The 19,705-nt window shown below is 39.1% G+C and carries 17 protein-coding genes; 7 read left to right on the plus strand and 10 right to left on the minus strand.

What is annotated here, in order from left to right; genetic code table 11:
• Window position 1: 1 nt before the first annotated feature.
• Window positions 2–2,062 (minus strand): efflux RND transporter permease subunit, encoded by a 2,061-nt coding sequence (locus J2Z40_RS17135; RefSeq protein ID WP_066391945.1) that lies wholly within the window; start codon window positions 2,060–2,062, stop codon window positions 2–4.
• 215 nt (window positions 2,063–2,277) lie between these two features.
• Here J2Z40_RS17135 and J2Z40_RS17140 point away from each other — a divergent pair, with 215 nt between their 5' ends.
• The gene (locus J2Z40_RS17140) at window positions 2,278–2,784 is read left to right on the plus strand and encodes a TetR/AcrR family transcriptional regulator (RefSeq protein ID WP_245350148.1); all 507 of its coding nucleotides are present in this window, start codon (window positions 2,278–2,280) and stop codon (window positions 2,782–2,784) included.
• Window positions 2,785–2,880: 96 nt separating this feature from the next.
• Here the strand turns inward: J2Z40_RS17140 and J2Z40_RS17145 are convergent, their stop codons facing one another.
• Window positions 2,881–4,944, minus strand: coding sequence for a catalase (locus J2Z40_RS17145; protein ID WP_066391939.1), 2,064 nt, complete (start codon window positions 4,942–4,944; stop codon window positions 2,881–2,883).
• 227 nt (window positions 4,945–5,171) lie between these two features.
• Between J2Z40_RS17145 and J2Z40_RS17150 the strand changes: the two genes are divergently transcribed.
• From J2Z40_RS17150 to J2Z40_RS17165, 4 genes are all read left to right on the plus strand, one after another.
• A complete protein-coding gene (locus J2Z40_RS17150) occupies window positions 5,172–6,017 on the plus strand; it encodes an MBL fold metallo-hydrolase (protein ID WP_066399099.1) in 846 nt (281 codons plus the stop codon).
• 145 nt (window positions 6,018–6,162) lie between these two features.
• Window positions 6,163–6,510, plus strand: coding sequence for a hypothetical protein (locus tag J2Z40_RS17155; protein ID WP_066391937.1), 348 nt, complete (start codon window positions 6,163–6,165; stop codon window positions 6,508–6,510).
• Window positions 6,511–7,101 (plus strand): nitroreductase family protein, encoded by a 591-nt coding sequence (locus tag J2Z40_RS17160; RefSeq protein ID WP_066391935.1) that lies wholly within the window; start codon window positions 6,511–6,513, stop codon window positions 7,099–7,101. It abuts the gene before it with no gap.
• 652 nt (window positions 7,102–7,753) lie between these two features.
• Complete coding sequence (locus tag J2Z40_RS17165) at window positions 7,754–8,761, plus strand: DUF3231 family protein (protein ID WP_066391933.1); 1,008 nt, start codon at window positions 7,754–7,756, stop codon at window positions 8,759–8,761.
• A 135-nt stretch (window positions 8,762–8,896) separates the two neighbouring features.
• Here J2Z40_RS17165 and J2Z40_RS17170 read toward each other — a convergent pair whose 3' ends face one another.
• From J2Z40_RS17170 to J2Z40_RS17185, 4 genes are all read right to left on the minus strand, one after another.
• Window positions 8,897–10,168 (minus strand): MFS transporter, encoded by a 1,272-nt coding sequence (locus J2Z40_RS17170; RefSeq protein ID WP_066391925.1) that lies wholly within the window; start codon window positions 10,166–10,168, stop codon window positions 8,897–8,899.
• 379 nt (window positions 10,169–10,547) lie between these two features.
• A complete protein-coding gene (locus tag J2Z40_RS17175; protein WP_066391922.1) occupies window positions 10,548–10,751 on the minus strand; it encodes a hypothetical protein in 204 nt (67 codons plus the stop codon).
• Window positions 10,752–10,997: 246 nt separating this feature from the next.
• Window positions 10,998–13,010, minus strand: a complete 2,013-nt coding sequence (locus tag J2Z40_RS17180) for a DUF4179 domain-containing protein (RefSeq protein ID WP_066391920.1) — start codon at window positions 13,008–13,010, stop codon at window positions 10,998–11,000.
• Window positions 13,011–13,229: 219 nt separating this feature from the next.
• Window positions 13,230–14,600 carry an MATE family efflux transporter gene (locus J2Z40_RS17185; RefSeq protein ID WP_066391918.1) on the minus strand — a complete coding sequence of 457 codons (1,371 nt, stop codon included), beginning with the start codon at window positions 14,598–14,600 and terminating at the stop codon, window positions 13,230–13,232.
• Window positions 14,601–14,875: 275 nt separating this feature from the next.
• Between J2Z40_RS17185 and J2Z40_RS17190 the strand changes: the two genes are divergently transcribed.
• Window positions 14,876–15,049, plus strand: coding sequence for a hypothetical protein (locus tag J2Z40_RS17190; RefSeq protein WP_157087793.1), 174 nt, complete (start codon window positions 14,876–14,878; stop codon window positions 15,047–15,049).
• Between the two features lie 132 nt (window positions 15,050–15,181).
• On the opposite strand, the gene J2Z40_RS17195 is transcribed toward J2Z40_RS17190, so the two are convergent.
• The 4 genes from J2Z40_RS17195 to J2Z40_RS17210 all read right to left on the minus strand — a co-directional run bounded on the left by J2Z40_RS17195 (window position 15,182) and on the right by J2Z40_RS17210 (window position 17,604).
• On the minus strand, window positions 15,182–16,081 hold the full coding sequence (locus J2Z40_RS17195; RefSeq protein ID WP_066391914.1) for an acetamidase/formamidase family protein: 900 nt from the start codon (window positions 16,079–16,081) through the stop codon (window positions 15,182–15,184).
• A gap of 114 nt (window positions 16,082–16,195) precedes the next feature.
• A complete protein-coding gene (locus tag J2Z40_RS17200) occupies window positions 16,196–16,576 on the minus strand; it encodes a YxiJ family protein (RefSeq protein WP_066391911.1) in 381 nt (126 codons plus the stop codon).
• 16 nt (window positions 16,577–16,592) lie between these two features.
• On the minus strand, window positions 16,593–17,027 hold the full coding sequence (locus J2Z40_RS17205) for a DUF4275 family protein (protein WP_066391909.1): 435 nt from the start codon (window positions 17,025–17,027) through the stop codon (window positions 16,593–16,595).
• Window positions 17,028–17,085: 58 nt separating this feature from the next.
• Window positions 17,086–17,604, minus strand: coding sequence for an NUDIX hydrolase (locus J2Z40_RS17210; RefSeq protein WP_066391907.1), 519 nt, complete (start codon window positions 17,602–17,604; stop codon window positions 17,086–17,088).
• A gap of 576 nt (window positions 17,605–18,180) precedes the next feature.
• Here J2Z40_RS17210 and J2Z40_RS17215 point away from each other — a divergent pair.
• Window positions 18,181–19,275: a flavin monoamine oxidase family protein gene (locus J2Z40_RS17215; RefSeq protein WP_066391905.1), complete on the plus strand. Its 1,095-nt coding sequence runs from the start codon at window positions 18,181–18,183 to the stop codon at window positions 19,273–19,275.
• The last annotated feature ends 430 nt before the right edge of the window (window positions 19,276–19,705 follow it).

The raw sequence follows: 19,705 nt of genomic DNA on the forward strand, positions 1-19,705 counted from the left end.
ATCATTTCTCCTTATAAAAATTTGCTTTCCATGTAGTTTTTTCGATTGCTTTATCAAAGACCAAAAGAATTGCCGGCAGGAGGAACACGACCATAATAAAGGCAAGGAACGCGCCACGTCCAAGCAATAATCCGATCGATGATACAATTGGATTGGATGACGTGATCCATAAAATAAATCCGACACTCGACAAAATCGAAGCTGAAATGGCAATCGAGAATATTTTCTCATCGATCGTTTTCTTAATTGCCTTCAAAGCAGTCATTTCTTTCCGATTCTCTTTATAGGCTTCCGTTAGTAAAATCGCATAATCAACGGTTGCGGCAAGCTGGACCGTGCTGACAATTAAGTACCCTACAAATACTAAGGCGGAATTCGTAAAATACGGAACCGACAAATTAATCCATACAGATGACTGAATCGTAAGCAATAGAATGACTGGGTATGAAATCGATTTAAATGTCACTAGCAAGACAATCGCAATTGTAATAACAGTCAACAGATTAACGACTGTATTATCTTTTTGCACAACATCTTTCATATCATACAATGTCACGCTTTCTCCTAGTGAATAGACATCTTCTCCATAATACCCTGCTGCTAGTTGTTGAATGTCTTCAATTAAGCCAAAAGCTACGTCTCCCTCTGTTTCTGTATTCGTTTGAAGAATGATCCGGCTATAATCAGTAGAAAAAAATTGGTCCGTGATTGCTTCATCCAAATATTCGGGAGGAATCGCAGCACCGACTGTGTTGACATAAGAAATCACACTTGTCACATGCGCCATATTCTCTAAGTCTTGCACTAAATCTTCTTGTTTCGCTATATCATCCTTAGGAACGAGCAGGACCATCGAAGTACTCTTTCCAAATGCTTCTTCAATCTTGATCACGTCACTGCCAGCACGAGTAGATTCCGGCTGTTCACCAATCCCATAGATAAAATTCGTTTGCCCTTGTGCTAAAAAGGCAGGAACGATGAGGAGCAATACTAAAATCAAACTCGGAAACTTTAGTTTTACTACTCGATTGCCAAGATTTTTGAAGCTTGGCAGCAATGCCTTATGCTGAGTTTTATCAATCCATTTATAGAACATAAGGGTGAGAGCTGGTAAAAAGACCATCACACTTATGAAGCTTAAAACAATCCCTTTTACTAGATTCAGTCCTAAATCTGAACCAATTTCAAACTTCATAAATGAAAGGGCGATAAAACCAAAGAAGGTCGTTGATGCACTGGCTGCAATGGCTGGGAATGAGCGTTTCATCGCTAGCCTCATTGCTTCCTTAGGATCGGCTACTTTCTCCCGATAGTCTGAGAAACTATGTAAAAGAAAGATCGCATAATCTAGGGAAACGGCCAGTTGCAAGATCGGTGCCACGGATTGTGTGACGAACGATACTTCCCCGATAAATAGATTCGTTCCGAGGTTAATCAATACGGACACACCAATCGCTGCTAAAAAGAAGACCGGCTCAATCCAAGAATTCGTTGATAACACTAAGATAAGAACGATAATTGGGATTAATAAGGCGGCTGCAAACATCGTTTCAGTAAAGGCCATTTTTTGCTGAGTGGCCGTGTTTAGCGCCTCTCCTGCCATTGCATTTTCCTCACCAATGAGCTCATAAATCGCATCGGTTATTTCGACTTCATCCCCTGCACGAATACTGAAGGAAAATAAGGCTTGGTTATCCTTATAATAGGATTCAAGCATTTCTGTATCCGTCATTTCGATCGGTGTTTTTATATCGATGGCATCATCCAGCCAGGTTACATCTGATACTCCATCGATCGAAGCTAGTTTCTCTTTGAACACAAGCGCTTCCTGAATCGTAACGTCATTTATCATGACTTTCGTATTCGGAACCGCCCCTTCGAATTCTTGCTCCATCATCTCCATTGCTTTTGTCGACTGCGCATCTTCTGGCAAGTAATCTACCATATTATAATTGACAGATACGCCAAACTGCGCAACAGCACTAATCATCGCAATAATGATAAAAGCAATCACAATGGGCTTTTTATGTTTTATGATTCTTGCTGCAATATCTATAGTCATTCACCCTTTCTTGCAGAAACCAAAAATCTACCCTATTATTATATAAAACACGGTGTTGCTTTTACAACAAACAGTTCTACTAGATACGTACATTCTCCAACAGATTTGCTCACTTTGTTGGAAAAAATCAAATTTCTAAGGAGTGAATTCTCATCGCTTCTCTAAAACTAGATCGAAGAAAGAAATACACACGCATGGTTCTAAAGGAAAGCCTCATGACCTTGTTAAAAGAAAAGCAAATATCAGCAATCACAGTAAAAGAGCTTTGTGAATTAGCTGATATTAATCGCTCCACTTTCTATGCACATTATAAAGATCATTATGACCTGCTTACGCAAATGGAAGACGAACTGATTGAGGATATGAATATGTACTTAAGTTCATGCAATTTCGAGAAAGAAAAAGAAGCACTCCAGATGACCGAAAAATTGCTTGAATACTTAGCTACGAAACAAGATGAATATCAAACATTGCTCAACAAAAATAGCGATTCCTCTTTACAAGGGAAAGTCCATGCGATCGCTCATCATTACATCATCGAAAAATGGATGGCCGTAAACCCAATCGATAAAAATCTTTCCGAATACATAAGCTCCTACATTATAAGTGGCGGCATTCAAATGATGAAAATGTGGTTGTACAATGGGATGGACCGATCACCAAAAGAAATGGCTGAAATGATTAATCACATAGTGAACAAAGGGCTATGGGGGTTGCGGTGAATGGGGATGGGTCTTAATCTATATACCAAAAAAGCACAACGAGTGAACCCAGGCTCGTTGTGCTTTAAATAATCATTTTCCATAACATAAAAATAACTACGTTCGATTCCAAAATCGTTGCTCAGCGATCGCTGTGACAAATTCCTGTTCGAAATTTGGGTTATTTGCTGCAAAAACGACTCCATCTAAATTATTTCTTTCTGAATTTAAAATATATGGCTGTCCCGTCGAAGCAATGCCGATTGGTTTATAATGTTGATAGGCTACACGTACGTAGTACATCAAGTCTTGATTGAACTTTTCTTGATTTTTTGTCCGTCCGCCAACAACATAAAGTGAGTCCAGTAAATAAGGGCTAGTCGTGAGAACGTTTTTATCCACATTAATCTGGGTGCCATCCGCCCCTGTAACAGTCCCAAGCGTTTCACTTACAATCGTAATAAAAACACCATATTGCTGTAAGTAATTCAGCACATTTGTTACCTCTTGGCCGTTAAACCCATCGCCAATGAGCACCCCTACTTTTTGACTATATGCATAGCGTGGTGTATTTGCTTGACTTAGAGAAGGGTAACTTGTAGATACAGGGACATGCGTACCACTTGGGCGATCCACCCCAATATTATCAGCCACAGTATAGGCCATCTCCTGATCAACCTTAACAAGCAAGTTAGCGACCTGCTGACGAACAGATTTGCTTTTTACACTGCCGACCTGGTAAGTTAACGCGTCAATCGTGTGCTGCTTTTCAATAGGTGTCAAGCTATTCCAAAAGATGCGCGGCTGTGTAAAGTAATCCTTGAATGATTCACTTCGATTTCGAGTAACATGTCCTTCCACTTTTGTTGGGTAATGTTCATACCCGCCTTCTTCCGGTGGTGTCGTATATGGTGTATTATCAGCAAGCGAATTTTGATGATAGTTTACCTGGTCCACATCGATTCGGTATCTCATAAAGCCCTTTCGCTGATTATTATGAAACGGACAGACTGGCTGGTTGATTGGAATATCCTGGAAATTCGTTCCAAGTCGATGATATTGTGCCGTTTGATAAGCAATTAACCTTCCCTGCAGGACAGGATCATTGGAAAAATCAATGCCTGGAACGACATTTCCTGGGTTATATGCTACTTGCTCTACTTCAGAAAAGAAATTATCCACATTTCGATTTAATGTCATCTTGCCGATCAGCTGAACGGGGATGAGTTCTTCCGGCCAAAATTTTGTCGGATCAAGCACATCAAAGTCGTATTTGAATTCATCCTCCTTCGCAATTAGCTGAACACCTAATTCATATTCAGGGTAAGCGCCCCGGTCAATGGCCTCCATCAAATCCCGCCGGTGGAAATCCGGATCGATTCCGCCAATTTTCTGCGACTCATCCATTAGCAAGGAATGGACACCAAGAACCGGCTTCCAAACAAATCGTACAAAGGTTGGAACCTCCTGGTCATTGACAAATAAGTACGTATTAATTGCCCATGATTCCATCATTCGATAGCTTCTTAAAATTCCTCGATCAGACATGACCCAAAGCGTCATATGAAGGGCATCTATATTATTGGCCACATAATCCCAAAAGTTGTCGTGCGCCCCAGCCGCTTGTGGAATGTCCGTTCGTGGCTCAGGTTGGTACGCATGAATTACATCCGGAAACTTCATTGGGTCTTGATTAATTAGTACCGGCATCGCAATCGATGTAAGATCATAATTTCCTTCTTCTGTATAAAACTTAACGCCCAAACAGCGTAAATCTCTTGCTGTATCTTTAGATCCTCTACTTCCTTGGACCGTCGAAAACCGAACAAATACAGGCGTCTTTTTTCCTGGTTCCTGCAAGAATCCGGCTTTTGTAAACTGCTTCATTGACTGATAGCATTCAAACTCCCCATGTGCCCCACTGCCTCTTGCGTGAACCTTTCTTTCGGGAATTTCTTCATGGACAAAATGTGTCATTTTCTCAAAATAATGAACATCCCCAAGTAATCCAGGACCTCGTTCACCAGCTGTTAAAATCTCCGAATCATTTGATATTTTTCGCCCTTGATTTGTTGTCATTGGCTCTCCAGTATTTTTCACACGATACTGGTCTAGCTGTTCATTTTTGCTATTCCCATCAACAGGTTTTCTATTTTCTGAATTTGACTTATCTTTATCCACCTGATCCCCCACCTTGATGTAAGATATTTCAACTCTATTTATAAACGTATGCGTTTCGTGATAAACTAGAACGCTTTATCTATGAATACGAACTAAAACATACAATCGAATGAATACTAGCCTTTCAAAAGAAACATATTTTTAGCAGTTAACCCGAATAATAAAGATGTTCGAACAACAATAACGAAATGTGGTGGATCATGATGGATGGACATTTGCAAGACGGGATGAAGGATTCGATGGAGAATAAGTTTCTCCCAATGTATGCTGCTACAAGTGGGATGGGCATAGAGGTACTGCCCGATCTTTTCTGTTATACGAATCAAATTGTCAATATATGCTGTGTTGGGGACCCAGAAAAATCACAGGAATGGGTGCTAGTCGACACAGGCATGCCTGAATCAGCGAACCGTATTGCCGAGGTAGTTGAAGAGCGTTTTGGCGAAGACAATCCACCAAAAGCAATTATACTGACACATGGTCACTTTGATCATGTCGGTGCTGTTGTCGATTTAGTGAAAAAATGGGGAATTAAAGTCTATGCCCATGAGGCCGAACTCCCTTTTTTAACAGGAAAACAAAGTTACCCTGAACCAGATGGGACGGTTGAAGGCGGACTTGTCGCAAAAATGTCCCCTATGTTCCCGAATGAACCTGTTGATCTAGGAACTCATGTAGAAGCGCTCCCTTCTGACGGCAGTATTCCCCCTATGCCTGGTTGGAGATGGATTCATACACCTGGGCATGCGCCTGGGCATATATCCTTGTTCAGGGAGGAAGACCGCGCACTTATTGTAGGCGATGCCTTTGTCACCGTGAAACAAGAATCGCTTTATAAGGTGCTCACACAGGATCTCGAATTTAGCGGTCCACCAAGATATTTAACGACCGATTGGGATGCAGTAAGACAATCCGTCAAAAAGCTTGAAGCATTAAAACCTTCCGTTGCAGTGACTGGCCATGGGCAACCAGTGTCTGGTGCTGAGCTTGCAGATGGATTAGAAAGATTGGTAAAGGATTTTGATCGTATCGCGATTCCAGAATATGGGCGATTTGTGAATCGTGAACAGTGAGTTGATATGAAAAGTTAATTAGAAGGAGCGATTACATTAATAATGTAGTCGCTTTTTTATTTCAGTTGACTTCACGTATACAAATGTATACACTAGAACTATAAAATTAAAGTATACAATTGTATACAAAAAAGGAGAATGTCTAATGAGACACGAAGGACATCGAGGCCACCATAAACATCATGAAGGCAGACATAATGGACGCCGCGAAGAGCATGTAAATGGTGGAAAATCAGAAGGGGCAAAAACGTTCCGACGTAAGCGTGCAATCATGTTTCTAGAGCACTTAGAAACGAAACAAGAAGTATTGAAAAAGCAATTAAATACACCCGAACTGCAATCAGCGAATCCAATCATTGCCGGTGAATTAAAGGCAACGCAGGCAATCATCGGTGAATTTGTCCAATTGTTTGAGCTATACGAGTTCGAGGAATATGCAAAGCTGCGTTATAAAGCAGAAAAAGGACAGAAGAATGAACAGGATGTGGAATAGATGAATAATGAAGCCCATTTAACGGTTGAAGCGGGTATCCGTTCCCGCCGAACGATTAAAAAGTTTAAAACAGAACCGATTTCTTTAGAAATGATTAAAGAGTTATTAGATATTGCCATTTGGGCGCCGAATCATAAATTGCGCGAGCCTTGGCGTTTTATCGCATTCTTAGATGAAGGCAAGCAACTTCTAGTAGACGGTTTAAGAAAAGAAAAGGAAAAAGGAAAGTTCCCTCGACCGATGAAACCTGAACGAGTTGAGCACTTACTTTCCATTCCAGCGTTCGTTGTTGTAGTCATGCAAGTAGACCCACGACCGATGATTTTTGAAGAGGATTTTGCAGCGGTTAGTGCCTGCATTCAAAACTTTCAATTAGCCGCTTGGGAGCGTGGAATCGGGATGCTTTGGAGCACGGACCAAGCAATGTATTCCCCCACTTTTCATACCCAAATCGGTGTGAAGCCAGGTGAGAAGATTGTTGGCATAATGCAAATGGGCTACCCAGATTTAATCCCACAAGCACGACCACGAACTTCAATTGAAGAAAAATTAACCGTCATGACTAGCGCTTCTCCGCTTGAAGAAAATTAGGAAAAATAGATCCTCGCTTTTTGAAAGTGCCAGTCCGATTAAGGACTGGCACGAATGATTATGTAGATGTTAGACGGGTGTGCAAATTTAGTAAATCATCTCCTCTTCCCTGTATCCACTTTTGTGTAAGTATTGCCTTCATAAGCGGAGAATTTCCGGTTAATTATAGAAAAAAGGCTTAAAAAGAAGAAATAAGCGGAGATATTCCGGTTAACTGCTCAAATTAAGACAAAATCCATCGATTTAGATCAAATAAGTGGAAAAATTCCGCTTATTTATAAGGAAATAGAGGTATTTCCCAATATAGCCGGAATTTTTCCGTTTAGTTTTCACACTTAGCGAAATCAACTGTGTATCCATTTCTCCCCCAAAATGTATATTGCTGTACACAAGCAATTGTGCCGTACAATATACAAATTGTACTAAAAATCCCCCTTGAAATATTAGTCACAATCCCTTTATATCAACAAAATAGACCTTCAAATCCCCTTATAATTTGAAGGTCATCTTGCATTACATTCTTTAATGATTTCGGTTGTTGAAGATTTGTCTCTTTTTTGTAATAGATTAAAGTTAAATAGTTGCTACTTAATAATTTCTTTTATTTTGTGAGATATTATGCCAGACGGATTAAATACAGGAGGAATGTTCGATGGAAACCAATCACGACCATGTATTGTTAACCTCTGCCGAATTATCTTATATGTGGACTACATACCTTTCGGATAGTATGGCAATTTGTGTGTTTAAATATTTTCTTAAACATATGGAAGATGAGGAGATTAAATCTTTAGTCATATTAGCTATGCAATTATCAGAAGAACATATTCGCTTTATTAGTGAAACTTTCTCAAAAGAAAAGATTCAAATTCCACAAGGTTTTACCGATCAAGATGTGAACTTAGAGGCAAAGCGCCTATTTACCGACGTCTTTTATTTAAAGTATTTAAAGCAAACAGCCAAAGCTGGATTAACCGCATATGGGAGAGTATTACAGAGCACATATCGTCAAGATATTCTAGACTTCTTTAACACTTGTATAAAAGAAACAAGTGATCTAAATACGAAAGCAACTCAACTGCTACTAGAAAAAGGATTAGCGATGCGTCCTCCTACCATTCCATATCCTAATAAGATTGAATTTGTTCATAAACAATCCTTTATATTAGAAGGACTTGGGAGAAGAAAAGCATTCACAGGTTCAGAAATTACGAATTTGCACTCAAATATACTAACAAATTATTTAGGCACTGCCTTAGCAACTGCCTTTAGCCAAGTAGCAGAATCAAATAAGGTACAGAACTACTTTTTAAGAGGAAAAGAAATTGCACTCAAACATATTAAAGTATTTGGTTCTTATTTAGAGATGTGCTCGCTTCCATTGCCGATGTCATATAACCAAGATGTGACGGAATCCAAGGAATCGCCTTTTTCCGATAAGCTAATGATGTTTCATTTTAGTCTGATGATTTATGCTGGAATTGGGAATTACGGCGTGTCCATTTCCGAAAGCCAAAGAAGCGATATGAATGTCGATTATTCTCGCTTAATGGCTGAAGTGATGAAGTATTCGGAGGATGGTGCCAATCTAATGATTGCGAATGAATGGATGGAGCAGCCGCCCTTAGCTGCTAACCGAAGCGATTTGGCTAAGGGGTAGAAGGACAAGGGATATGGGAAGAATCTTATATTTTTATTTTCCAATGCAATAAGCTGAAAATATACAAATATTCATTCAGATTTCTATATTTTCAGCTAGTTTTCATTATAAAAGGCAAAAAAAGCGCGTTAAAATTCATTTTCCAAGTTTCTCTCGTCCAGCCTCATCCCCTTTTTCCTTAACAGACAAAATGCCAAATAAGCCAATCATCGAAAAAACAACAGGAGCGATGAATCCATAGAAATAGCCATCACTCACACTGCCAGAGACAAGTTGAAAATGATCCAATATTTTGCCGAAAATACTTGGCAGCAAGACGGCGCTTAGAAAGCCACCAGTATTGGCAAATCCGGAAACGATGCCCGATTCTTTGATCGGAAACGTTTGTCGAACGATTGCAAAGGTTAATGCACTTGCTCCATAACCAAAACCAATAATAAAAAAAAGCAGCGTAAGCAAGTATAATGGCGGATGCCCTTTATACATAAGAAAAACAGACCAGCTCAATAAAATGATTAGGTGGACAACCGCATATGGCCGTTTAATCGTTTCTAGCTTGCTTGAAATCCAGCTTGTTAAAGGCGCACCAATTAGTGCACCGATCAACCCAATCATAATGAGCTGGCTTGCGTCTAAACGGCTCATTCCATACATTTCCATTCCATAAGGCACAGACCACGAACTAATAAAACCCACATAAGCTCCTACAACGCCAAAGTGACAAAAGAATAAGGCCCACGCTTGCCGATTTGAAAAAATCTTTTGTAGGATCGAAGCTGTTTTTTCACGATGAATGTCATTTTTTTCAGCTTCGGACTCATGAAGCAACAGATGTTTTGGTTTTTTTATGAGTGTGAAATAAAGCAGGATACTACATAAACAGAGCAGCAGCCCCGCTGAAAAAAAAGCAGCTCTCCACCCAAGAAAATCAATCCATTCGGAAAAAGGAACGGTCGCTAAAAGAAAGCCCAAGCTTCCTGTCATTCCCGCCAGCCCAATTAAACGGACAAATTCCTTTGCCCGAAACCATTGGCTTAAGATGAGCACCATATTCACCCAAATAGTTGCATCCCCAGTCCCTGTTAAGATTCTAGCAAAAAACAGGACAAATTCTTGTGTACTGAGGCTATAAATAATGGTTCCTACCCCAGTAAGCATCGCACCAATAATCAGAAAAAAATTGGGCCCATACCGATCTGCCAATATCCCCATCGGAATTTGCAAACTCGTGTACACAAAAAATTGAATACTTGTCAGCAAACCAATCGTCGCTGCAGTCACTTGAAAATCCTGCATCAATTGGTCTGTAATCAACCCTGGAGCTGTTCGTTGACTGGCCATTAATAAATAAGTAAACAGGACTGTAGCAAAGACAACCCATCTAAATTGGCTATTTTGTTTATCCAATGATTTCTTCTCCTGTTAGTTTTTACTTTATGTATATGGCATTTCCCCAACAGTAGAAATCATTTTTTAACAAAAATAAATGCAAGCGTGCAAAAAAAAGGAGGACGCGTCACTACCCTTTTCTTCTTCTTCGTCTATATCAAGTTCTTTCACTCAATTTTTAAGGATTCAAACTGTAGTTTCAAATTTCTTATCCGGTCCTATTCTCCAGACATCTCCCAAACGGGAAAGTAAATGTTATTATATGCCTGTAATTCTTTTAAATATAGGTTAATAGTATCACTTTTTGTTTCCTATCATCCTAACTAGCCCGAATTGATCATCAAAAAAGGAGATTATGATAATCTGTTTATTTTTTCTTTTATTTCTCTCACTTCCTCTATTTGTATGTTGCTATATCGGCAATGAGATTTTCTGGTAATCCTTTCTTCACCATTTCAAAAATCATTCGTTCAACTTTTATCATCCCTTGTTCGATCCCTTGTTCATTTCCCTTTTCTAGACCTCTTTCATAATAGGAATTCGGCAATTTAAGGACTTGTTTCTCTTCGTCTTTTGGGAGTTTGGTTATTTCTTCTATCATTCGAGCTTCCTCCTCTTCATTTAGTCGTAAATACGTTTCGAAAAATCCGTAAAGAAGTTCCATTCTGGCAGGATTTAATTCCATTTTACTTAGCATACGCAAGAATTAAAGCTTTACTTATAAAAAATGCCTCAGCCATCGTAATTAGCTGAAGCACTTTTTTCTCTTACAAGCTCCCTAGGTCAATCAAGCTCCTGTACTTCATTGTCATTCACCTATTCCCCGGAAATAAATTCATGAAAAATATTAATCCAACTTAATCTCCACTGCATCGTCCACATATTTTGTCGTGTTATATCCGAAAATCTCCAAACTTTTAGGGATCACTTTTTCCTCGAAGTTTTCATTTTGCATTTCAATATTTTGAACTGTTGTCAAATAGCGGGGCCACTCTAGCGTCTCATATTGAATATTGCCACGATTCAAATCGTATTCCTTCCCGCTTTTATCAACGAGCATATATTCGGCTCCTGTTACATATGTAATCATTGCATTTTCATTCTCGTCAATTACTTGTACATGAAAGGAATCATATGGGCGATTTTTCGTTTGATGATCACTTAGCACCATATTGCTTGGTCTGCCAATTTCCAATGAATCAATGGAGATCGTACTGCCTGCGTATTCAAATGATTGCGGATATCCTTTTGAATGATCAAGTTCAATCGATTGATGTTCATTAACTGATAAAAGAATGGAGCCAAATCGAACAAGTACTTCTTTTGGATTTTTTTCAAATAGTGGAGGGAATTGTGCTTGATATCCATTTCCCATGCTATATGGATCGATCTCTAGTTTCTTCCCATTCACCTCTATACTGTCAAAATTAACATAATCAATCCGCTTCTCAAATTGTTCATTGAGAATCGCATACTGAAGAAGCGTCGCCGTTGGAGCAATCGTAAATTTATTAAAATAGATCGGAATTCCTTCAATTTCTATCTCCTCGTCTATTTCATATTCGACAGAAGCATATTTTGTTACAGGGATCTCAAACTTCCACTCCCCTTTTTCATATTCACTTCCCTCGTAAACCCGATAACCATCTGGCCTTGAAGGATCGTAGACCAACTTCTGAAGTTTGGTCACATTCAGTTCAATCGTTGCATTTTCCTCTGTAAGTGGAAGAAGACTCATTTTTCCATGGTATACATTCTTTGCATCATCATGTTGGGTAGGCAGATAGTATTTTGGATAGGTTGTGTTATCCATAATGTCACTTTCGTTTTCAACCCAAGCCCCTTCTTGGAAATTCATCACATATTGATTCTCTTCCTTCATATCCTCAATTTCGTAAAAAATAAGCGTCTGCACATCATCGGCAATGGCACTCTTGATTGTTACTTTCACCCCATTATTTTCCGCTACTAGATCTAACCTTTCACCATAATCATGCTGAAGAAGTTGGCGCAGCTCTGGATCTTCTTCTGTCCATGAATAATAAAGCTTGGAGAACCAGCCAGTAAGAAATCCCGCAAAGATGAACAGTGCGAAAACACTAGCAAAAATAAGACCGATTTTCTTTTGCTTCTTCCCCCTCAACTGCCTGCGCTCTTCCTTTTCTACCAACCTCTCTTTCACTTTCGCCATGAAGGCTGCTGGCATATGAACTTCTTCAAACAGTTCAGGTAGTTTTAACATCACCTCTTGAAAGATAGCCAAATCCTCCTGACAGCTGCGACAATGATAAATATGTATCTCAAAATCTACCTTTTTCGAACGATCGAGCGTTCTTCCTAAATAGTCTATGTAAAGTGAATGATTTTCCTTACAGCCATCAAACGGTATTCCATCTCCCAATTGTTCTCGAAGCGACTGGATGCCAGTGAACAAAAATTTCTTCATTTCCTCAACAGAAGCTTGGAGGATTTCGGCTCCTTCCTCTAGTGAAAATCCGATTCCATACGTAAGGATAATCGCTTCTTTTTCCTTCTCTTTCATTTGATCAAGTATTTTGAACACATCAAGACGACGTTCACTTTCCTCTGATCGCTTGGCTGAAAGCTCCCTGCATATATGTATAAAAAGCGAAGCAACCCACACTTCCAATGATGATTCTCTTTTTAATCGTGGCAGTTCTTTCTGTATTTTTATAATCACATGATAAAACAGCTCTTCCATTTGCTCTTGATTTTTAAGATAAGACGAACCAAGTATATAAAATGATTCTTTATTTTGATCAAACCAATCAATAATCGATTCCAAACTCATTGATAAATCTGCAGTGAGTCGATTCGAATCTATTTTTTCTGGGATCATATCGGTGTCCCCCTTTACCTATCTCTTCCATTCTATCATGATGCAACTATTATTTTACATATTTTTCATTTAGCTTTTGCCTTCAAGGGAGGAACATCGAGTCACTTTTCTTAAAATCCCCACCGAGCATTGAACTTTTCAACTTTTCTTATCAAAAGAAAAAAAGTGAACAAATCTCCTAATTTTATCAGGATTCGCCCACTTTTCTCAATTTTCCCACTATCCTCTATTTGTTGCCGTTTCATACTTCACAGCCTTCTTCTTAAACCAAGGTTTAGATAACCAGCGCCTTAAGGCAAAGATTCCACGAATCCATTCATCCATCCCTTGTGCCAGCCAAATTCCTAGCAAACCTAATCCAAAGATTACGCCAAAAAGATAGCTAAATACAACGGCAACTCCCCACATGCAAATCACGCCAATAACTACAGGGAAACGAACATCGCCGACTGATTTTAAAGACCCCATCAGAACAATATTCATCGCACGGCCAGGTTCAATAAATACAATCGCCCATAGTACGGGAAGTCCGATCGAAATGATGCTCGCTTCATCTGTAAATACTGCTAATACCGGCTCTCCTGTAAGTGCAATGGCAAGCGACACCGCTAACGAAACGACCATCGAAATTTTTAATGTCTTCAGTCCTCGTTTTAAGGTTCGATCGTAGTCCTCTGCGCCAATATAACGTGCGATTAGCAGCTGAGTTCCTTGTGCAATCGCCATCGTGAATAAAAAGCAGAGCATGGAAAGATTGAGAATATACACACGAGCCGCCAATGCATCGTCTCCGATCATCGCAACAAAGCTCGTGATCACAATTTGTGAAAGCTGATAAGAAAGATTTTCTCCTGCAGACGGAATGCCGATGTGGAAGATTTCCTTTATATCTGTTTTATGAATAGAAAAAGCATCTTTTATCGAAAACTTTAAATCTAATATTCTATAAACAAAGTAAAGCAGAGCGAGAACGAGGAAAACCCTCGCAACGATAATCGAATACGAAACCCCTGCAACCCCTGTTATAGGCAAACCAAACCAGCCTTTAATCGCAATAAAATAACCAGTCGCACTAATGATATTCATGATCACCGTCATAATCATCGCTTCTTTTGTATGGCCATAGCTGCGCAAAACAGCACTCAAGGCAAGGGAAATCGCTTCAAGTACGAGCGAGAAACCAGTAATCGTTAGAAACGTAAGTGCATAGTCATAAATCTCTCCACTTAACCCATAAAATCGCAAAAACACATCACCGAACGAGACAACAACGACTGTCATAATCACGCCAACCCATAAATTGATCCCAAAAGCTGAGCGTGCAAGCTGACGTGCCCGTTTCAACTGGTTTCCACCTAAATTTTGACCAATTAAAATCATCGCCCCAATAACGGTTACATTAAAAATGAGGATAAAAATATTTATAACCTGATTAGCTACCCCCACACCCGCAACAGCCTTATCCGAATACCCACTCAAAATTAACGTCGCAATAATCCCAACACTCATATGCAGAGTAAGTTCGATAAAAAGCGGCCAGGTAATACTAAACAACGATTGATTTTGATACTTGTTATTTTTACTTGTCAATAGTTAACCCTTCTTTTCTAGGAGCTTATAATGAAATTTAGTTTACCTAAAATCTGCTTAAAAGGAAATAGACAAGTTTATACAACTGTCACACGGAAGCGACCTATGAGACAAAAGTTTGTGATAAAAATAGGGAATGATCCCATTGAACTGGTCTATGAGATGAATGCTTCTCAAAGATTGTTATATAAGGTGTATTGCATTTATAATGAAATTAAGGAAAGGAAGAAAATTCTATTCTTATAGAATTAAAGAAAATTTATGGAGGCATGTAAATGTTCTGGATGATCTTAGGAATACTATTTATGTTGTATGTAATTTACAGTCTATCGGATATTAAATATCAATTAAAGATGATTACAAAGCATCTTGATGTCAAAGAAAAGGATATATATAAGATAACTAATGAAGAAATTGAAATTGAATTAGAAGATGAATTTAAAAAGTAGACATCTACTACCTTATCTGACCATGTTCGAAGGAAAATAAATAGTTGACTTCATAATACAGGACTTTTTATACACTTCTCAATTCGTAGGGAAACACAGGCCCTCTCTGTTTCCCCTACCTACCAACCAAGCCTAAATCAACTCCACACCCAATTGCTTTAACAGCCACTTTGGCACGACCATTCGAGCGGTCATCAAGGGATCAACAATTTGGCATACTTCCACTTGACCTGCTGCACTCATGAGCATCGTGACTTCGCTTAACGGACGTCCTGTTTTATTGACAATAAGGTCAATCATTTCCTCTGTTGCGATTTTACATGCTTCATCCAATGTTTCCGCTGAAACAATTTGTGTCACGACCTCTTCTGTCTCTAGCATTGGATGACGCAGCTTTACATCCTTAAGCACTTCAAGCGTAACCGTCGCTTTGCCGGGAATTTCGATGCCAGATACACTAACCTCGCCATCCCCCATTGCTGCATGAAAATCACCTAAACCAAATAAGGCGCCTTCTACGAAAATAGGAAAATATAAGGTTGCCCCCTCTGTCACCATTTTATTATCCATATTTCCCCCATGCGCACCAGGTGTTCCGCAGTTCACACCTTCACCAGATGGCGCCACTCCGATCACTCCAATCATTGGATTTAATGGAATCTCAATCTCATTAAAAAGCGCTTTTCCATCACGGATCGGAATAATTTTGGCTTCCATTTGTTCAATCCGATGCCCCATTACACCTAGATTTGGCCCAACAACCATAACACCTTGATCTTGAATTTCCAGCTTTTCAATTTTCACCTTCAGCACATCACCAGGCTTTGCCCCTTCAACAAAAATAGGCCCAGTCGCTGGATTAATTCGATTCCAATCAATTTCAGCAACAACCGTATCCGCCGATTGGATTTGATTTTGGAAGCAATCATATGTTTCCATTTCAATCGTCGTTCCAGATGCAACCGTTTTAACTGGCTTATTTGATTTACTAAATTCATAAATAATTCCTGATTGGCATGATATTGTTTCCATATGAATCCTCCTCAAATAAAATGAATATCTTAACTTGTTTCATTAGATACTAACATAGTATTAATTATAAAAAAATTCAAATTATTAAAACCTTAAGATAAATACATTTGACACCTACTCGTTCCGCAAAAATGCCAGCAGCAGTTTTCTCGTCTCTTCAAAACTCATATACTCTTGATAAAAATCATTATAATGAGAAATGCTCTCTTCAAAAAATGTATATTGCTTGAAGTACTCAAAAAAAGAGAAGTGCAACATTTCGACTTGGCCGTTTGGAATGTCCTTCGACTTCTCTCGCAAAACATAACTCAACGTCCCAGCAATATTCATACAATACGTATTAAAATCCGCTGTTAACCCATTTTCCTCATCCGATAACTTTTCAAAAATCACACAGTAATCTTCTTGTATTCTATCAGTATCCCTATAAGGGAATGGCTGACTCAATTTTTCATTCATTAAAACCAGTTGTTCTTTCATCTCATGCAAATCCATTTAACCCTCTCCATCACTACATATCTTTTCTACTAAAATATGGACCACACCAGCCTGTTTCATGCGTTCGCACATAGGTCCAAGTGAACGCCTTATCTACAACATATACGTCCTCTTCATTTAAAAAATCTTCGGCATGTAATGAAGAGGCATTTTCAAGAATCCACCCATCATTTGTGTGCTGATAAAAAACATAGCAGAATTGTTTCGCTTCATTATTAAATGCGCAATCCGCTTGTTCCATTTCCAAACTACTTCTTTTATTAAAACTAAATAGGTGCCAAAGATAGCCACAATAACCATCCTTATCATAAAGAAAAATGGACTCCTTTTCTTTATCACTCAAATGATTAGAAAAATGAGCTTCCCATTGCTTCCTCAAATCTGTCCCACAATTAGGTATATGCGTGTACTTTATTTTTTTCTTTTTAAATCGCGTTTCCAAATCCATTAAATCCTCCATAATAACACCTACTTTTATTTATACCTGCTGACTTCAAAAAGCTTGATTACCCTTGAAACACCCCACGCTGTTTTCGGCTATCAAATAGCAATTGAATAAAACTTTCATAATAAGGAATAAATTCTCCGTTTTTGATCATCATCAAAATGTCTTCCTTGCTTGCCCATTTCACGTTTTGCACTTCTTCTTCCTGTAAAGTGAGCGTATGTAAATCCACATTTTCCTCAATTAAATAAAAATCATCAAAGCCCTTCTCAAAATTAATCGTTAAATGAGGCCTCATGTGCTGAAAATCTACTTCCAAGCCAATTTCTTCAAATAATTCTCTTTGTGCAGCCGTTTGACTCGTATCCCCAGCTGTTGCACTCCCACCTACCGTAAGATCCCACAGATTCGGCCATCCCTTTTTAAAAGGCTGCCTTTGTTGAATAAGCATCTCGCCATTTGAATTAAAAATGCATACATGAACAACTAAATGAAAATCTCCAGACTGAATCTCTTCACCACGCACCCACGTACGATTCGTCTTCTTGCGATTGATATCATATATATCCAATAATTCCATGTCCTACCTCCACTTATTTGTTATACGTATTATTTTAATAAAGATTCCTTCTTTTCCAAAGCTTTATGAAAAAAGGATTAAAATAAAATGTCATCTTGTTCTGCTTAGAAGTAAATAGATGATGTTTGATGGGTCTACTCCCCCCTCTTTTATTGTTCTAATCCCTAGTAAACCTCTTTTACCTTGATGTGCTTATAAACTGAAAGGCCACAAAAACTTTATCCATCTTATTAGATTTTTCTAAACTACTTCATTTTACAATCTACCTACTAGTAGATAGAATACTCATACAGATACTTTATCAATTTAACGATAAGAGCAACTAATCTATAAGACCTTTGTTTTTATAATAGGTTATCACTTGTTCGACACGGAAGGTGGATTGAAAGAGTCATCGAACAAGGGAAAGAATCTGGCATAGTGAATGATGAAATTAGTCCCAAGGGAGAGTCGCAGTTCATCATGGCATGTGTACAAGGGGCGCAATTATTAGCTAGATCTTCAGGAGATCTTCAATATTTTGATTTCCTCGTTCAAAATATGATGAAAAAACTAAAACTATAAGGAGGAGAGAAGATGGAGAAACCTGTAGTCATTGTTGGAGCTGGATTAAGTGGCCTTCATGCTGCGTCGCTACTTACTGCACAGGGGATCAAATGTATCGTTCTGGAAGCTAGAGATCGGATTGGCGGCAGAGTATTAAGTACTTCTGTTGCAGGCAGACCTGAACTGGGGACATTTGACCTCGGACCGACATGGTTCTGGCCGCAGTATGAGAGCACGATTACCAATCTTGTGAATGAATTAAATATAAGAACATTTGAACAGTACACCGAGGGAGCAATGCTCGTCGAACGATCCGAAAAGGATGAGCCCGAGCGTTATGTCCTGCCTAAAAATTCAAATGCAAAGTCCATTCGAATGATTGGTGGTGTACAGTCTCTCATTAATGCTGTAGCAAATACGATCCCCTCTGAAATAGTCGAGCCTGAAACACGAGTTACAGCCATTCGACTGGATGAAGCGAATGCAATCACGGTAGAAGCTGACCTTGCTGATGGAAATAGAAAAAATATTGCGGCAAGCGCTGTTATCCTAGCATTGCCGCCCCGGATTATTGCGCGTCATATTGAATTCTCGCCTTCTCTCCCTCCCAATCTTGTTACTAACCTAGTAAACAAACCTACGTGGATGGCGGGACAGGCTAAGGCAGTTGCAATCTATGAACGCCCTTTTTGGAGAGATTCAGGGCTCTCTGGCTTCGCATCAAGCTGGGTTGGACCTTTGCAAGAAATCCATGATGCTTCACCTGAAACAGGTTCCGGTGCATTATTTGGTTTTTTCGGTATGCCAGCGAAAATGCGACAAGAACTAGGTGAGGAGAAATTAGTTAAAATGGTTATTGACCAATTCGTTAGACTCTTTGGACCCTCTGCCAAAAACGTAAGTTCTATCCTTTACAAAGATTGGGCCAGTGATGTCGAAACGGCTGTTGAAGAAGACTTCCATCCACTCAAGGACTTTCCCGTATATGGAAAACCACCACAAGAAGGAATTTGGGATAAGAAAATTATTTTTGCTGGAACAGAGACGAATTCTCAATTTGGAGGACATCTTGAAGGTGCACTTCTATCAGCTGAACAGGCAGTTTTAGAAATCACAAATGGTTGATTAGTTACCTTTACTGGATCGTGCTCGCTCTCACTTGTCATCTAGTCGATCGGTTCATTTTCTCATCCGTAGCCTTTTACTAAGTCGTTCGGGCAAGAGAGAAAATAAAAGCAGAGGCTCAGGCTCAGGCACAGCATTCATGCGGATAAATAGACGGAGAAATTCCGCTTATTGACTTAAAAAATTTAAGATAAAGCATTTTTTTATTGCAGGCGAAAAAAGGCATCAAAGAGTCTTCAATAGGTGCTATTGAACCCCGAACAGGAGAAAAAAAGCATCAAAGAGTCTTCAATAGAGGGGATTGAACCCCGAACTGGCGAAAAAAAACATCAAAGAGTCTTCAATAGAGGGGATTGAACCCCGAACTGGCGAAAAAAAACATCAAAGAGTCTTCAATAGAGGGGATTGAACCCCGAACTGGCGAAAAAAA

Origin of the sequence: Cytobacillus eiseniae (assembly GCF_017874625.1) — a bacterium.
Classification (GTDB): domain Bacteria; phylum Bacillota; class Bacilli; order Bacillales; family Cytobacillaceae; genus Cytobacillus; species Cytobacillus eiseniae.

Coding starts and splice junctions, on each gene's coding strand:
- J2Z40_RS17135 (WP_066391945.1), bottom strand. CDS start 2,062: ATGACTATAGATATTGCAGCAAGAATCATAAAACATAAAAAGCCCATT.
- J2Z40_RS17140 (WP_245350148.1), top strand. CDS start 2,278: ATGACCTTGTTAAAAGAAAAGCAAATATCAGCAATCACAGTAAAAGAG.
- J2Z40_RS17150 (WP_066399099.1), top strand. CDS start 5,172: ATGAAGGATTCGATGGAGAATAAGTTTCTCCCAATGTATGCTGCTACA.
- J2Z40_RS17155 (WP_066391937.1), top strand. CDS start 6,163: ATGAGACACGAAGGACATCGAGGCCACCATAAACATCATGAAGGCAGA.
- J2Z40_RS17160 (WP_066391935.1), top strand. CDS start 6,511: ATGAATAATGAAGCCCATTTAACGGTTGAAGCGGGTATCCGTTCCCGC.
- J2Z40_RS17165 (WP_066391933.1), top strand. CDS start 7,754: ATGGAAACCAATCACGACCATGTATTGTTAACCTCTGCCGAATTATCT.
- J2Z40_RS17175 (WP_066391922.1), bottom strand. CDS start 10,751: ATGATAGAAGAAATAACCAAACTCCCAAAAGACGAAGAGAAACAAGTC.
- J2Z40_RS17180 (WP_066391920.1), bottom strand. CDS start 13,010: ATGATCCCAGAAAAAATAGATTCGAATCGACTCACTGCAGATTTATCA.
- J2Z40_RS17190 (WP_157087793.1), top strand. CDS start 14,876: ATGTTCTGGATGATCTTAGGAATACTATTTATGTTGTATGTAATTTAC.
- J2Z40_RS17195 (WP_066391914.1), bottom strand. CDS start 16,081: ATGGAAACAATATCATGCCAATCAGGAATTATTTATGAATTTAGTAAA.
- J2Z40_RS17200 (WP_066391911.1), bottom strand. CDS start 16,576: ATGGATTTGCATGAGATGAAAGAACAACTGGTTTTAATGAATGAAAAA.
- J2Z40_RS17205 (WP_066391909.1), bottom strand. CDS start 17,027: ATGGATTTGGAAACGCGATTTAAAAAGAAAAAAATAAAGTACACGCAT.
- J2Z40_RS17210 (WP_066391907.1), bottom strand. CDS start 17,604: ATGGAATTATTGGATATATATGATATCAATCGCAAGAAGACGAATCGT.
- J2Z40_RS17215 (WP_066391905.1), top strand. CDS start 18,181: ATGGAGAAACCTGTAGTCATTGTTGGAGCTGGATTAAGTGGCCTTCAT.